Origin of the sequence: Olleya sp. 1-3 (assembly GCF_002836085.1) — a bacterium.
GTDB classification, from domain to species: domain Bacteria; phylum Bacteroidota; class Bacteroidia; order Flavobacteriales; family Flavobacteriaceae; genus Olleya; species Olleya namhaensis.
In genome coordinates this window covers 287,476-300,676 of sequence record NZ_PJBW01000001.1, presented here as the reverse complement: position 1 = coordinate 300,676, position 13,201 = coordinate 287,476, and the positions used below count along the sequence as shown (strand labels likewise).

The window sequence follows — 13,201 nt, the reverse complement described above, 5'->3', positions numbered from 1 at the left end:
AACTAATAGGTTAAGTTTTTTGGAAAATTTCTATTTAATTGATTTCTGCGATGAATATAAATTCAGGGTATACTTGAATTTAAGTAACTCTGATGTTACAAAAAAATTCACAGAAATAAATAGGAACGATAAGTTTATAAATAAATTCGTACTTATACTTGAAGCGGTTAAACAAAATATAGCGAATAAAACACAATTTAATTTCGAGTCCAAATGTGATTTAGGTGATATTTACGCCATCAAAGTTGATGTTCATAGGTTTTACACCTTGTGCTGTAAATCGGGAGGTTATAGGGAACTTTATATTTGTAGGTATGGAAGAAAACAATCTCAACAAAACACCAAAAAATTAACAACAACAATTGAATCAATTCATAAAATTTCAATTCAAAAATTATTAAAATGAAAGAATTAATCGAACAATCAAATTCATTATCTTCTTATAGAGAGAATAATAGAACTAAAATTGATGAGGCTTTAGTTAGTTTAAGATTAATGAAAGAAGTTGATGACTTTTTAGACGTTAATCAAATTAGTCAGCGTGATTTCGCAAGTAATATAGGATGTTCAGAGGCTTACATTAGCCAATTAATGTCTGGCACAAAAAAATTTAATGCGTCATTTTTAAATAAGTTTGAAAAGACTTATGAAATAAAAATAGATTTTAAAATTAGATCTAAAAAATCTTTTGATTTTATATCAAAAATATCAAATACGCACATTGAAATTAATTTGAATATTTTACACTTGACTCATTCCAATAAATTATTTTCTTTACAAAGTAGAGCAAATGAGTTTTTAGAATTTGATTCACAATATTTAACATTAGAAGAGTAATGGAAGAAAAAGAATTAACATTTGGTTTAAGGTTTGATGAAATAAAACTAAACAAATATTCTCAATTTGATTTAGAACAAGATTTTGATGCGGAGGCAAAAGGATTAATTGAGTTTCAAAGTAATTTTAATTTTAGAATTTTAGAAAAGGAAGAAAAAATAGTTTGTACAGTTGATGTTCGATTAGTTATTCTTGAAACTAAAGAAGCGTTTGCTGAAATAAAAGTGGAGAATTTCTTTAAAATTCATCCTTTCAGCGAAGTTATTAAGAAGAAATCTGAAAATAATTATGATATTCCAAATCCACTTTTACGTAATTTAGTTATGCAATCAATTTCAACAGTTCGTGGAATTCTTTCAGAGAAGTTAAAAGGAACAATAGCTCAAAAAGAAGTCTATCCTTTAATAAATCTTGATAATATTTTTAAAGATAAAAATTAACTTCGGATGCATTTCGCTAAATTACTGCCAACTAGTTTTATGAGGACTAAAATAGCAAATATCCCATAAGAATTACGGGATATGTGGAATTATTATTCCTAATTTACTTAAGTACTCTTTCACAAACTTACAATTATTATTGCGTGTTTAAAATACGTATAACTACGTAAATTTATTTGCTTGGACTAAGTTACAATGGTGTACTAATTAAATTTTACGGGTTTCCGTAAAACTTTAAAAAAAGCATAAAAAAAGGGGGTATGTAATCTGCTTGGGGTTTAAAAGTAACTAAAAACTAGCGATTAGTTATACTTATGTTAGGCGTAGTTTTTATTTTTTCGATTGTGTTGATTCTATATATTCTTTTTCTAATTTTGATAAATCAGCTTGTGTTATTGATAAATGTTTACAAATTGCTTTATTGTCATAGTTGATACTTTTTAGCTGAATTACAGCATTCCAATCTGCAATTATTTTCTGGTTTTCGTTTTCATTACTGATTGGCTTTTCCATAATTCTAGATAATATTTAGATTAATTCGGTTTGTTATGTCTTTATAAATTTCTGTATCAGCTATTGCGAATAAAAGCATTTCTGTATAATACAAATACTTAGTTTTTTCATTACTCCAAAGCTTTTTGCTGATTTGGCTAATAGTTTTATTCAGTTCCAAATACGCTTGATTTTTTGGTATAAATACTTTCTTATCAATTTTACTAATAAACTGTTTGTTTTTAAATTCTATCTCATTATTTACTTTATAACTATTTAAATGATTCATTCTAATTAGTACGTTCATATCGAATGCAATCATTTTAGAATTTCTACCTTCGGGGATTGGAAAGAACTTACTTTCTATTTTGTTAGAAAGTAAAATCCAATTAAGAGAATAAGCAACTCTAGAATCGTATATAATAAATTCTTTTGGCTTTAAGTATGCTAAAACTTTTGATAGGCTTGCAATTCGGTCAAATTTTATTATTCCTTTATCTAAATAATCATCAATTAAATTAAGTGTTTTACTGTCATTTGGACTATTGATTCCTCCCCAATTTTTAATAATCCACAAACTCAAATTATTAAAATCAGTTTTAGAATTCTTTAAAAATTCGTTTAATTTTAAGCAAATCCTTATTTTTAATTTAATTTCTTTTTCAAAAGGTTTTTCATTTACTAATTCATCAAGTTCAGATTTTGAAAAGACTTTTAACTCTTCTAATTTTTCTGTATTAGCGTTCCAATTATAATATTCAGAAAGTTGATTTTTATATTGTTTTAAATAATTTACAATTTTGTCAATTTCATTTGGGTTTATCATTTTTTGGGTCTGCTTTTATGTAATACCTAACGTTTATGTGTAAGAATAGTTGTGGGTTTGTATGCGATGAATTTCCGAAGGAAATTCAGACGTTACAAACACACAACGACCTTTGATTAAGCACTAAACCGCAATTATTTTTATACGGTGTTGTGTGTAGTTTTTATCTTCTTATTCTTTTTAATTCAGCAATGCTCAATCTTTAATTTTTTCTTTGTCAACTTAATTTTTCAGTTGGTAAAAAAGCGAATAATTAAAAAAATGAATATAAATCCACAAGCTGTAATTCCGAGACCAATTTTATCATTCAATTCAGTTTCAGTAATTGCTTTTATTGGAATAATTATAATTCCTAACAGTAAACCTGTGAGGAAAATATTCAGAACTATGGATGGTCGAATTCTTATATTTTTCAAATTACTGTTTTCCAACTCAAATCTTATAGAAATCAGTTTTGGGTTTGCAAAATCATCCCAACCTAAATCAGGTACGAATGAACCATTTATATTAAATCCATTGTCATAAAATTCAAAGTTCTTTAAACTGTTCAAATGTTTCTCTAAATCAGTTTTAGATAAAGAACTGTTGATTTCGTAATTTTTCTCAAGTTTAAATATGTCCTTCAAGGTTTTTGTCAAATGTTTTACAACGTGATTGTGTATGATTGGTTGAGTAATTTAAGCAACTAAGTTAGCAAATAAATCACAGATAGAATATTCCGCAGGAATGGTTGTAACTAGGTTTAAATCTAGCAATTAATTATATAAGGTGTTTGGTGTGGTTATTTTTCAAATTGTATTTCATCGTCTTGATTTAAAATTAGTAGAAACCAATTATAGTAATCAAATACATTTTTTTTAATATGGTACATTAAATAAATTCCGAAGACTAAAATTAAGCTATATACGAATGAGATGATTAAAATTATACCATAGTCAGAATCATACTCGTACATACTATTTAATTCACTAAAAGAATTGAAAATCGTAAAGATGAACCAAATAATTCCTGGTAGAAAAAAGCGACCATCAAATTTCCAAATATTGATTGTGATATAAATTGATAAAAGCAGCGAGATAAAGTATTTTATATCAAAAGATACTATTAAATCTATTATTCCGATTAATTCTAACAGAATAAAGAACCCCCAAATAATTGAAAGCATCAGATGCGCTTTTTTGAATTTCAACTTTAATTCATAAGATGGTCTTGAGGCTAAAATTTTTCTTAAAGACTCATCCTTGATTTTCCCTTTGAATTCATTATATAGAATTGACTTCGAAGTTCCTTGATTAAGTTTTTCGGTTATTTCAGATTTTATTTCTTGTTCTGTCATGAAATTTAAGTCCTAACGGTTTTGTGTATGGTTAGTGGCGTAGGTTAAGCACGTAATTTAGTAAATAAATTATAGATAGGATAATCCACGGGAATGATTGCAAGTCGGCTTAAAACGAGTAATTAATTATATATGTTTTTGTAGGTGGTTTTTATTCAGTTGTTAATTCTGGTTCTTCTATGATTTCTGTTCCAGCATAAATGTGATTTTCGCTTTCGGGAATTAAATTCATCATTGTATTGCAATAATCGATTAAAAATATTGCAGAATCTCCTAGTCCGTTAGTCATAAAATTTATTCTTTCTTTCTTTAAAGTGATTTGTAATCGACCATATTCTAGACTATCCATATTCACTCTTTTTAAATTTCTTTTAAGAAATGAGTTAAACTTCCAAACAGTGTCATTAACAGAAATTTTTATAGGTTTTGTCTTTGTATATTCAGCACCAACAAACATAGATTCTGTAAATTCTGGTTGAATTTTTAAAGAATCTCCTTTTCGAGTTATTTTCAACTTTTCAATTCCTTCATACATACATTGGCTTAAATTCGTCCATATTTTTATTGTATCTAATTCAGTCATTTTGTTTGTTAATTCAGTAAAATCACTTTTTAGATTAAAATCAGATTTTGGCAGTTCAGTTTGCTTATCTTTTTTACAAGAAACAAAAGTCATTGACAGAATTAATATTATGAGTAAGTTTTTCAAATTGCTTAAAATGGTTTTGTATAATTTACGTTGTATGGTTAAGTAACTAATTTAGCATATAAATCACAGATAGAAAGTTGGGGCGAAGATTTACGTAATTGGCCGAGAACCAATTATTAATTATAGATGGTGTTATTATTTATCTAATGGAAAAGTTCCAACTATATTTCCGTCTTTCATTACAAACAGCATATTCGCAATTGGTGCATTTCCAAAACTGTCATCTTGCCATGCATTTTGATGTAATCCAATAAATGTGTTCAGTAATTTTTTTTCAGAATTTTTTGCAACTACCATCATACATCTTCTTCTAGGAATTGTAACTAAAATTTCTTCTGAATTCAACATCTTATGTGCTTTGAGCATATGATTTTTTGATAAAATTCGCTCACTTGAAAAATCCAAACCACTTGATGTCAAAGCCTTATTTTCTAGTGTTTTAGAATATTCAAATTCTGTTTTATAATCTTCTAAATTTTGATATGCTTCTTTTAAAATTTGGTTTGAATCCATTTTTTCAAGATGCTGGTTAGTTAGAAAGACAAAGTTTTCAGGTGTGTCATAACCAAAACCAATTACTACTTTCGGATTTTGTTCATTTCCAACTAAAGTTTGCTTTATTGCTCCAGCTTTAATTCCGGCCCAATCTCCTGGTTTTAGGATAGGATAAATTTTGTGTTTTCCGCTTTCGGACTCTTCTTTAATTTTTTCAATTTCTTCGTTTGATTTTTTCTTTCCAAATAGTGTTTTCCACATATGATTTTATTTTTAATTACGCACAACGTTTTTGTGTGTGATTAGTGGCGTGATTTAAGGAACTAAGTTAGCAAATAAATTACAGATATAAAGTCGAGGCGAAGATTGTCGTAAGCAGGCTAGAATTAGCAATGCATTATAGAGGTTGTTGGTATTAGTGTTTTGCAAATGCAATTAACGGTGTAAAATTTCCTTTATCTGCTTCTTTTAAAGCTTTTATATATTTATTCCTTGTTTCGTTAACTTTAACCATATTTGATTGATGCCAAGAAAAAATTTCAGTTCTAAATATAGATTCCATAATTATATCAGCCATCATCCTTGAGTGTCTTCCATTTCCATTTAGAAAGCAATGTATGGATACTATGCGATGTTTAAATCTTATAGCTATTTCATCGGGTGGAAAAGTGTTGTTATCTATCCAATATTTAGTGTCGTCTAATAAATTTTTTAATTCAATTCCAATTTTTGTCCACGGAATTCCAATGTTCTTTTCAGTCTTTCTAAAATCGCCTGCCCATTTCCATACATCACCATACATTTTTTTGTGTAAGCCTTTCACAAATTTTTCAGTTAAAATTTTTTCAAGTTTAAATTTTGAATGAATAGTCCATTCTACTGCTTTTTCAATGTTTAATTGCTCAAATTCATCTAGTTCTCCTTGAGTTGTGATAGACTTTATTTTAAGACCTTCCTTTTCTTCTTCATCCAAAGGTGTTTGTCCATCTTTATAATCGAAATCTAATCCCATAATGATTTTTTCATCTCTCGTTTTATTTCGCTAGCAAGCTCTTTTATTGTTTTGACTAGCTTTTCATCTCCAATACCTTGGTCCTCTAATTTCATATTTTGATTGGTTCTTAAAACTATTTTTCGGGCCAGAGTTTCTGCTCTAGTTTGTATTAACTCATCAATGGTACCATTTTTTGGGACTAGCGCATAGACTAATTTTAAGTCAATTGCATTGGCTAGATCTTTTAAAGAATTGAGTGTTATTGTACCATTAGCTTCACTTTCCTCTATTCTTTTTACGCCTTGTCTTGTTATATTTAATTTGGCACCAAGTTGTGCCATTGTCATATTAAGTGATGTCCTAATTGTATTTACCCATCCACGTTCTGGGACCAGGACCTTTCTGGTTTCAGAGAATGGCTGAAGTTTTTGGTCCAATTGCTCAATTAACAGTTTTTGCTTATTTCTCATTTTTGTAACGCTTTAAGTTTACAAATATATAAAAAAGTAATCGCATATGTTTACAAAAAACACAAAAAGTAAACAATTGAGTTTACTTTTGGTTATTCTGTAAAATTAATGACAGCGTGCTTGTGTATAGAAAATTACGGGTTTGCTTGAGAGGGTTTTTCAAAAAAAGTTTAGAGTTAGTAAGCAGATAGTGCCCTTTGATTAAGCACTAAACCGCAATTGTTTTTATACGGTGTTGTAAGTAGTTTTTATTCCGTTTCTATTATTAGACAATATTTTTTAGTTTTATCTTTTAAACATTTTGTGCTATCAGTTCCGTTTTCATTGTTTTCAAAAAGATAATAATTCTTTGAGTCAAACTCGCTTTTATTTATTCCACTATTAAAAATAATCTGCTTTTCAACTAGTTTATATGTTCCGTTTTCAATAGTATCAAAACCAGAGCTAAATCCTGAAAAGTAAACGTAATCATATTTTGAGTTGGGATATAATTTCAGAAACCAACCATTGTCAGGTAATATTCTCAGAGGAAATTGAATAGTGTCAGATACAATTCCGTTATTTATATTTTCTTTCCGTTGTCCATTTTGACAAGAAACGACACTAAAAAAGAATATCAATATTATTATTCGGTTCATTTTGTCAAATTATTGCTATCGTGTTATATATGGTTTGTTGCGTGTTTTAAGTAACTAATTTAGCAAATAAATTACAGATAAGATATTCCGCAGGAATGGTTGTAAGTAGGTTTAAATCTAGCAATTAATTATATGTGGTGTTGTGCCCAGTTATTTTAAACGGTAGATTGTTTTATTTTTTTCTCCTATTTTTTCAAATAAACCTAATTCAGCACCTTTCTTTAAATCTCTACTTGCTGTTGCTGAAGAAATATCTTTAAAAATATTCATATAATCTTTCCTTGTAAATTCAGTTTTATTTAATGAAACAAAATATTCTAATCTGTCTTTTTCATTTAAAGTTCGATTATTAAAATCTAATAGTTCACTAATTGAAATGTCTATCACGTTTAGCATATATTCAATAAACTTAGTAGATTTTCCTGATTTATCACTTTCAGCTAAGGCTTTATAATATTTTTTTTGGTCGTTGCTAATTAACGTTTCAAAGGGTAGAAATTCAAATATTGGATATTTTTCCATCAAAATTAAAGTTTGCCATAATCTTCCCATTCTGCCATTTCCATCTAAAAATGGATGTATAAATTCCATTTCGTAATGGAAAACACAACTTTTAATTAATTCAATTTCATCAGACTTTTTCAAATATTCAAAAAGGTCTTTCATTAAGTACGGAACATTTTCAAAAGGTGGTGCCAAATGCTCAACTTTTGAGCCTTTTACAATTCCGACACTTTGATTTCTATATTTTCCAGAATTTTCAATTAAACCTTCCATTAAGTTTTCATGTACTTTTAAAAAGGATTTTTCATTTGAAGGATTGTAATCTTCTAATTTTTCATATATTTTAATTGCATTTAAAACTTCAAGAACATCTTTTTTAGGACCGATAACTCTTTTGTTTTCAAGAAGTGCTGTTATTTGTTCTTCTGTAAGTGTGTTCCCTTCTATTTTTAACGAAGAATGAATAGTTTTAATTCTATTCTGTTTTCTTAATTTCGGAGAAGGTTTGTTTAATAAATTAGCATTTACTTCTCCTATTTTCTCTGAAATAGAAGTTATTAATTTTAAAATAGAAGATGTTATTTCGTAAGGTGGTTTCATTTGTGATACTATCATTTGATACTACCAAAGATACAATCATTTAATCTGATTTACCTTAGTACTCTTCCATAAACTTACAATTGTTATTACGTGTTTAAAATGCGTATAACTGCATAAATTTATTTGCTTGGACTAAGTTACAATGGTCTACTAATTAAATTTTAAGGCTTTCCGTAAGGCTGTAAAAAAAGCATAAAAAAAACCACCTGATTAGGTGGTTTTAATGCCTCTTATTATAAATTATAATTGGTTAAAAGCTGTTAGAAAGTTAATTACAGCAGCTTTACTATCTATAAAAATTCATGTCATCTAAATATGCCCAAACATGCTCTGGTAATAATGGTTTAATGTTTTTTCCGGCTTTAATACTATTACGTATTAAGGTTGAAGATATTTCCATGATTGGTGCTTCAACATGATGTATTTTAGCGTGGTTGTCAAACTGGGTTTCTATTGTGCCAGTACTTATTCTTGGATAGACGTAAATATGGTGGTTGTCTAAAATAACTTGATAGTTTTTCCACTTATGGAAGCTTTTCAAGTTGTCTTCTCCCATAATTAAAGAAAAATCCTTGTCAGGATACTTCTCGGTTAGATACGCTAAGGTATTAACGGTGTAATTGGGTTGGGGTAAGTTAAACTCGATATCGCTCTCTTTAAGCGTATCGTAGTCTTTTGTGGCTAGATATACCATTTCTAAGCGTTGGTGGTTATCTAGCAGTGTGCTTTTCTTTTTAAATGGGTTGTGTGGTGTTACTACAAACCAAATTTGATCTAAATCGCTATTTTCCACCATTTGGTTAGCAATTACAAGATGCCCAATATGTATTGGGTTAAAGGATCCAAAGTATAAGCCTATTTTCATTTTTTAAAAGTATCATACTGTGCGCAGTCGAAGTGCTTTTGGTGTTTGAAAGCTGCATTTTTTACACCTCAGAAACGACCAAAATTTACAGTATGTTATTATTTTTTTATAAAGTCGCTAACGGTGGTTTCTGCTTCTAGTAATGCTTTGTCAAGATTGTCATTTTCTATAATAACATCAAATAAAGGCGCTGTTGCCAACTCTGCACTAGCTTTACTAATACGCATGTTTATTTTGTCATCACTTTCTGTCTTGCGCTTTTTTAAACGTATTTTAAGCTCGTCAATACTAGGTGGCTTAACAAAAATGGCGATAGTCTGTTCTGGAAATTTACGTTTTATACGTAATCCGCCAGAGACGTCAATATCAAAAATTACGTTTTTACCTAATGCCCAAATGCGTTCGACTTCGGTTTTTAAAGTTCCGTAAAAGTTATCTCTGTACACTTCTTCCCACTCTAAAAAGTCGTCGTCCTTGATGTGTTGTTTAAAGTCTGAGGCAGATAAAAAGTAATAATCCTTAGCGTCCTGTTCTGTACCACGTTTTTCTCTAGAAGTTGCAGAAATAGAAAAGGCTAAGTTTAAGTGCTCTTGCTTTAATAAATGTCTAACTATCGTTGTTTTTCCAGATCCAGAAGGTGCTGAAAATACTATTAGTTTACCTTGTGTTTTGGTGTGTTCAGTCAATGTGCTAATGTTTAAAGGACGTTTAATAATTGTTCCTTAATTTTTTCTAATTCGTCCTTCATTTGTACAACCAATTGTTGCATTGGTGCGTAGTTACTTTTTGATCCAATAGTATTAACTTCTCTACCAATTTCTTGAGCGATAAAGCCTAATTTTTTTCCGTTAGAATCTGTACTGTTTATGCTTTCAATAAAGTAGTTTAAGTGATTGTTTAAACGTACTTTTTCTTCAGTAATATCAAATTTTTCTATGTAATACACCAGTTCTTGTTCAAAACGGTTTTCGTCATACTTTTCTTTAAGGTCATCAACGCCTTTTCTTAAACGCTCTTTAACACCTTCTACACGCTCCGGATCCATAGTAATAACTTGCTCTAATAAGTCAGCAATATTTTTTACACGGTCGTTAAAGTCTTGTTCTAAAACTTTTCCTTCGTTTAGTCTGTAGTCTTTTAGGCTATTTAAAGCAGTATGGATTTCGGTTTCAATCTGTGCCCATTCTGTATTATCAATTTCTTCTCTGACAGTATTTAAAGCGTCAGGAAAACGAACCGCCATTTTTAGCAATTCAATATCATTACCATCATTATAAACCGCTTTTAGTTGTTGCATATATTGCTTAACAACAGGTGCGTTTATTTGTGTTGAGGTATCATCTGCAGTAGTTTCTACGTAGATAGAAAAGTCTACTTTACCACGTTCTAACTGCTTAGCCATTAGTTTACGTAGGTCCAGTTCTTTTTCTCTGTAAATTGAAGGCATACGCGCATTCAAATCTAGGTTTTTACTGTTAAGCGATTTTAACTCTATAGTTATCTTCTTTGTTGGCAATTGTAATACAGATTTGCCATAACCTGTCATTGAATAAATCATATAAACACTAATTAATTGCTACAAAGGTAAGTAAAATGTTAACGCCTAAGAAATCGAAATTTTATTATGCGTGCAGAAGTAATTATTGTAGTTTTGAAGTAACAAACGCTAACACTATGTACACAAAAGAATTTGAAATTAGATGGAGTGATATTGATGCTAACAGACATTTAGCAAACTCGGCTTATATTAACTACATGTCTCATACCAGAACCGCTTTTTTACAAGACCATGGGTTTTCTTTAATGGCTTTAAGTAAAGCTGGTGTTGGTCCTGTTGTTTTTCATGAACATGTACATTACTTTAAAGAGGCTTTTTTAGGACAACCAATAACGGTTAGTCTTGAAGTGTCTGGTTTAAGTGAAGATGGTATGTTTTTTAAATTTGATCATAACTTTTATAACAGTAAAGGCCAAAATTTAGCGTTTTGCGAAATTGTTGGCGCTTGGATTGACCTTGGTACAAGAAAACTTATTGGGTTACCACAAGATTTATTAGACATGACCAGTAAGTTTCCAAAAACGGAAGACTATAAAATATTAACTAAGGAGGACATGCGCTTGCATGGACGTTTACCTAAGCATTTAGAGCTTTAGGCTTTTTAGTTACCAAATACACACCAAAAAATATTAGGGATGATGCTGTTAGCTTTACTGCTGTTACAGCATCACTACCCGCAATTACTGCATAAATACCTGCAATTAATGGTTGCAAGTATATAAACACGGTTACTGTAGAGGCTTTAAGATGTCTTAAGGCAAGTGGGTTTAATAAGTAGGTTCCAAAAGTGGCACCGACAATTACAAACACAACAGAAAACCAAATGTACGGTGTAAACGTGACTGTGTTTATGGCTAGTATGTCATTAAATCCAAATGGGAGTACCATAAAGAATCCTATTAAAAACAACCATCTAATAAATGTAAACGGGTGGTAACGATAGGTTAATTTCTTGATTATTATAATGTAAATACTATACGAAATAGCATTAAGTAATATCATAATGTTACCCAAAAACACATTGTCTCCAGGGCTTGCGGATTTACCGTAAACGGTTAATATAGCTGCGCCAGCAAAACCAAAAATAACACCTAGTATTTTGATTTTTGTAATCTTTTCTTCTAAATAGAATGATGATAGTAATAATACGATTATGGGACTAATAATCATTATTACCGAGGCATGTATAGGTGTAGTTAACTCCAATCCTTTAAAAAACAGAAGCATATTAGTAGCTACTCCAAAAAAGGCTGCGTAGACTAACGTTAGAATGTCTTTTTTTTCTATTTTTTCTGTGGGTCCCAAAAAACTGAATAGCCAGAATAAAATAGACGCACCACCAACACGAAGTACAATAAATCCTGAGGGTTTTATAAAACCTCCAACCATAACGTCTTTAGCAAATGTGTAGTTTAAGCCGTATAATATTTGTACAAACAATGCTGCTAATAGTGCCCAATATCTAGCTTTCATTTAATGCTAGTTTTGTGGATGCTGTTGTTTTTTTAGCATTTCCGATAAAGATGGCGTCATCAATAACTATAACAGGTCTACTTAAAAACGTATAGTGCTCTAAAAGGTAATGTTTATAGTCTTTTTCGGTTAGGTTTTGGTCTTTTAACCCTTTTTCTTTATATAATTTTGCACGTTTGCTAAACAATGCTTCGTAACTACCAGATAATGCTTTTAAGGCTTCTAATTGCGTTTCCGTAATTGGATTGGTCTTGATGTCTTGAAGCTCAAAATCTGAAGGCAGATCTAGTTCTTTTAAAATACGGACACAAGTACTGCAGGTTTTTAGGTAGTATACTTTTTTCATTTTGCTAAAAATTTTGTCAAAGGTCGTTTTTTTTACTAAAAAGAACTCCTTTTTTTGGTTAAAACTAGTCTGTGCCAGGCGAAGCTTCCGCGGAAGCGTTATGTGTTATTGGAAAATTACAGGATCTTGCTATAAAACACATGCTGTTAGCGTCGTGATGTAATTGGTTGGCTTTTTGTATCATATCCGCATTTTTAACTATTACTTTTGGGTGTAACGTCACGTTGGCAAATTGCCCGCTACCATTAGCGTTTTCTTCCATTGTGCCTTCTGGTTGGTCGGTGTAGTTTACCACAATAATATTGTTGGTGGCGCAAAGATGTAAGTACCAAAGCATATGACAAGAGGCAATGGAAGACAGTAATAATTCCTCTGGATTATAACGGGTTTGGTCTCCTAAAAAAGCGGGATCAGAACTTGCCAAAATAGGTTGTGTTTTATGTGTGGCGGTTATGGTATGGTTGCGATTATAGTCTTTGTAATGCGTTGTGCCTTGACCTAGGTTTCCGGTCCATTGTATTGTAGCTTGGTAGTGGTGCGTTTTCATTATGGAATATTAATGGTTAAAGTTAAAAATCCAATTGTAATTAGTTTAAGTTTTTTTTATTTAGTTTCTTG

The 13,201-nt window shown here is 30.1% G+C and carries 19 protein-coding genes; 3 read left to right on the top strand and 16 right to left on the bottom strand.

Translation table 11 applies throughout. The annotated features are described in order from the left end of the window. Positions 1 to 402: 402 nt before the first annotated feature. Together CXF54_RS01295 and CXF54_RS01290 are read left to right on the top strand one after the other, a co-directional pair. The gene (locus CXF54_RS01295; RefSeq protein ID WP_101202124.1) at positions 403 to 837 is read left to right on the top strand and encodes a helix-turn-helix domain-containing protein; all 435 of its coding nucleotides are present in this window, start codon (positions 403 to 405) and stop codon (positions 835 to 837) included. Next, the gene (locus CXF54_RS01290; RefSeq protein ID WP_101202123.1) at positions 837 to 1,277 is read left to right on the top strand and encodes a hypothetical protein; all 441 of its coding nucleotides are present in this window, start codon (positions 837 to 839) and stop codon (positions 1,275 to 1,277) included. The genes CXF54_RS01295 and CXF54_RS01290 overlap by 1 nt, the downstream gene beginning before the upstream one ends. A gap of 330 nt (positions 1,278 to 1,607) precedes the next feature. On the opposite strand, the gene CXF54_RS01285 is transcribed toward CXF54_RS01290, so the two are convergent. The 13 genes from CXF54_RS01285 to CXF54_RS01225 all read right to left on the bottom strand — a co-directional run bounded on the left by CXF54_RS01285 (position 1,608) and on the right by CXF54_RS01225 (position 10,764). Beyond that, a complete protein-coding gene (locus tag CXF54_RS01285; protein WP_101202122.1) occupies positions 1,608 to 1,790 on the bottom strand; it encodes a hypothetical protein in 183 nt (60 codons plus the stop codon). A 4-nt stretch (positions 1,791 to 1,794) separates the two neighbouring features. After that, positions 1,795 to 2,595 carry a hypothetical protein gene (locus CXF54_RS01280; protein ID WP_101202121.1) on the bottom strand — a complete coding sequence of 267 codons (801 nt, stop codon included), beginning with the start codon at positions 2,593 to 2,595 and terminating at the stop codon, positions 1,795 to 1,797. Between the two features lie 230 nt (positions 2,596 to 2,825). Continuing rightward, on the bottom strand, positions 2,826 to 3,221 hold the full coding sequence (locus CXF54_RS01275) for a hypothetical protein (protein ID WP_101202120.1): 396 nt from the start codon (positions 3,219 to 3,221) through the stop codon (positions 2,826 to 2,828). A 155-nt stretch (positions 3,222 to 3,376) separates the two neighbouring features. Then, positions 3,377 to 3,931: a hypothetical protein gene (locus CXF54_RS01270; protein WP_101202119.1), complete on the bottom strand. Its 555-nt coding sequence runs from the start codon at positions 3,929 to 3,931 to the stop codon at positions 3,377 to 3,379. Positions 3,932 to 4,082: 151 nt separating this feature from the next. After that, positions 4,083 to 4,640, bottom strand: coding sequence for a hypothetical protein (locus tag CXF54_RS01265; protein ID WP_157823368.1), 558 nt, complete (start codon positions 4,638 to 4,640; stop codon positions 4,083 to 4,085). 135 nt (positions 4,641 to 4,775) lie between these two features. After that, on the bottom strand, positions 4,776 to 5,396 hold the full coding sequence (locus tag CXF54_RS01260; protein WP_101202117.1) for a hypothetical protein: 621 nt from the start codon (positions 5,394 to 5,396) through the stop codon (positions 4,776 to 4,778). A gap of 154 nt (positions 5,397 to 5,550) precedes the next feature. Beyond that, the gene (locus CXF54_RS01255; protein ID WP_101202116.1) at positions 5,551 to 6,147 is read right to left on the bottom strand and encodes a mobile mystery protein B; all 597 of its coding nucleotides are present in this window, start codon (positions 6,145 to 6,147) and stop codon (positions 5,551 to 5,553) included. Beyond that, entirely contained in the window at positions 6,138 to 6,599 is a 462-nt protein-coding gene (locus tag CXF54_RS01250; protein ID WP_101202115.1) for a mobile mystery protein A, read from the bottom strand. Before CXF54_RS01250 ends, CXF54_RS01255 begins: the two co-directional genes overlap by 10 nt. A 248-nt stretch (positions 6,600 to 6,847) precedes the next feature. Further along, positions 6,848 to 7,237, bottom strand: coding sequence for a hypothetical protein (locus CXF54_RS01245; protein ID WP_101202114.1), 390 nt, complete (start codon positions 7,235 to 7,237; stop codon positions 6,848 to 6,850). 150 nt (positions 7,238 to 7,387) lie between these two features. Then, the gene (locus CXF54_RS01240) at positions 7,388 to 8,341 is read right to left on the bottom strand and encodes a Fic family protein (RefSeq protein ID WP_101202113.1); all 954 of its coding nucleotides are present in this window, start codon (positions 8,339 to 8,341) and stop codon (positions 7,388 to 7,390) included. Between the two features lie 286 nt (positions 8,342 to 8,627). Further along, a complete protein-coding gene (gene nadD / locus CXF54_RS01235) occupies positions 8,628 to 9,206 on the bottom strand; it encodes a nicotinate (nicotinamide) nucleotide adenylyltransferase (protein ID WP_090836776.1) in 579 nt (192 codons plus the stop codon). Between the two features lie 98 nt (positions 9,207 to 9,304). Beyond that, positions 9,305 to 9,892, bottom strand: coding sequence for a guanylate kinase (gene gmk, locus CXF54_RS01230; RefSeq protein ID WP_090836775.1), 588 nt, complete (start codon positions 9,890 to 9,892; stop codon positions 9,305 to 9,307). A gap of 11 nt (positions 9,893 to 9,903) precedes the next feature. Beyond that, positions 9,904 to 10,764, bottom strand: a complete 861-nt coding sequence (locus CXF54_RS01225; protein ID WP_232782552.1) for a YicC/YloC family endoribonuclease — start codon at positions 10,762 to 10,764, stop codon at positions 9,904 to 9,906. Between the two features lie 116 nt (positions 10,765 to 10,880). Here CXF54_RS01225 and CXF54_RS01220 point away from each other — a divergent pair, with 116 nt between their 5' ends. Beyond that, positions 10,881 to 11,360 (top strand): acyl-CoA thioesterase, encoded by a 480-nt coding sequence (locus CXF54_RS01220; protein ID WP_090836772.1) that lies wholly within the window; start codon positions 10,881 to 10,883, stop codon positions 11,358 to 11,360. Here CXF54_RS01220 and CXF54_RS01215 read toward each other — a convergent pair. The 3 genes from CXF54_RS01215 to CXF54_RS01205 all read right to left on the bottom strand — a co-directional run bounded on the left by CXF54_RS01215 (position 11,341) and on the right by CXF54_RS01205 (position 13,130). Beyond that, positions 11,341 to 12,237: a DMT family transporter gene (locus tag CXF54_RS01215; protein ID WP_101202112.1), complete on the bottom strand. Its 897-nt coding sequence runs from the start codon at positions 12,235 to 12,237 to the stop codon at positions 11,341 to 11,343. The genes CXF54_RS01220 and CXF54_RS01215 overlap by 20 nt on opposite strands. Further along, positions 12,227 to 12,583, bottom strand: a complete 357-nt coding sequence (locus tag CXF54_RS01210; RefSeq protein WP_101202111.1) for an arsenate reductase family protein — start codon at positions 12,581 to 12,583, stop codon at positions 12,227 to 12,229. Before CXF54_RS01210 ends, CXF54_RS01215 begins: the two co-directional genes overlap by 11 nt. Before the next feature lie 64 nt (positions 12,584 to 12,647). Next, a complete protein-coding gene (locus CXF54_RS01205) occupies positions 12,648 to 13,130 on the bottom strand; it encodes an OsmC family protein (RefSeq protein WP_101202110.1) in 483 nt (160 codons plus the stop codon). Positions 13,131 to 13,201: the final 71 nt, after the last annotated feature.

Coding starts and splice junctions, on each gene's coding strand:
- CXF54_RS01295 (WP_101202124.1), top strand. CDS start 403: ATGAAAGAATTAATCGAACAATCAAATTCATTATCTTCTTATAGAGAG.
- CXF54_RS01290 (WP_101202123.1), top strand. CDS start 837: ATGGAAGAAAAAGAATTAACATTTGGTTTAAGGTTTGATGAAATAAAA.
- CXF54_RS01285 (WP_101202122.1), bottom strand. CDS start 1,790: ATGGAAAAGCCAATCAGTAATGAAAACGAAAACCAGAAAATAATTGCA.
- CXF54_RS01280 (WP_101202121.1), bottom strand. CDS start 2,595: ATGATAAACCCAAATGAAATTGACAAAATTGTAAATTATTTAAAACAA.
- CXF54_RS01270 (WP_101202119.1), bottom strand. CDS start 3,931: ATGACAGAACAAGAAATAAAATCTGAAATAACCGAAAAACTTAATCAA.
- CXF54_RS01260 (WP_101202117.1), bottom strand. CDS start 5,396: ATGTGGAAAACACTATTTGGAAAGAAAAAATCAAACGAAGAAATTGAA.
- CXF54_RS01255 (WP_101202116.1), bottom strand. CDS start 6,147: ATGGGATTAGATTTCGATTATAAAGATGGACAAACACCTTTGGATGAA.
- CXF54_RS01250 (WP_101202115.1), bottom strand. CDS start 6,599: ATGAGAAATAAGCAAAAACTGTTAATTGAGCAATTGGACCAAAAACTT.
- CXF54_RS01245 (WP_101202114.1), bottom strand. CDS start 7,237: ATGAACCGAATAATAATATTGATATTCTTTTTTAGTGTCGTTTCTTGT.
- CXF54_RS01240 (WP_101202113.1), bottom strand. CDS start 8,341: ATGAAACCACCTTACGAAATAACATCTTCTATTTTAAAATTAATAACT.
- nadD (WP_090836776.1), bottom strand. CDS start 9,206: ATGAAAATAGGCTTATACTTTGGATCCTTTAACCCAATACATATTGGG.
- CXF54_RS01225 (WP_232782552.1), bottom strand. CDS start 10,764: ATGATTTATTCAATGACAGGTTATGGCAAATCTGTATTACAATTGCCA.
- CXF54_RS01220 (WP_090836772.1), top strand. CDS start 10,881: ATGTACACAAAAGAATTTGAAATTAGATGGAGTGATATTGATGCTAAC.
- CXF54_RS01215 (WP_101202112.1), bottom strand. CDS start 12,237: ATGAAAGCTAGATATTGGGCACTATTAGCAGCATTGTTTGTACAAATA.
- CXF54_RS01210 (WP_101202111.1), bottom strand. CDS start 12,583: ATGAAAAAAGTATACTACCTAAAAACCTGCAGTACTTGTGTCCGTATT.
- CXF54_RS01205 (WP_101202110.1), bottom strand. CDS start 13,130: ATGAAAACGCACCACTACCAAGCTACAATACAATGGACCGGAAACCTA.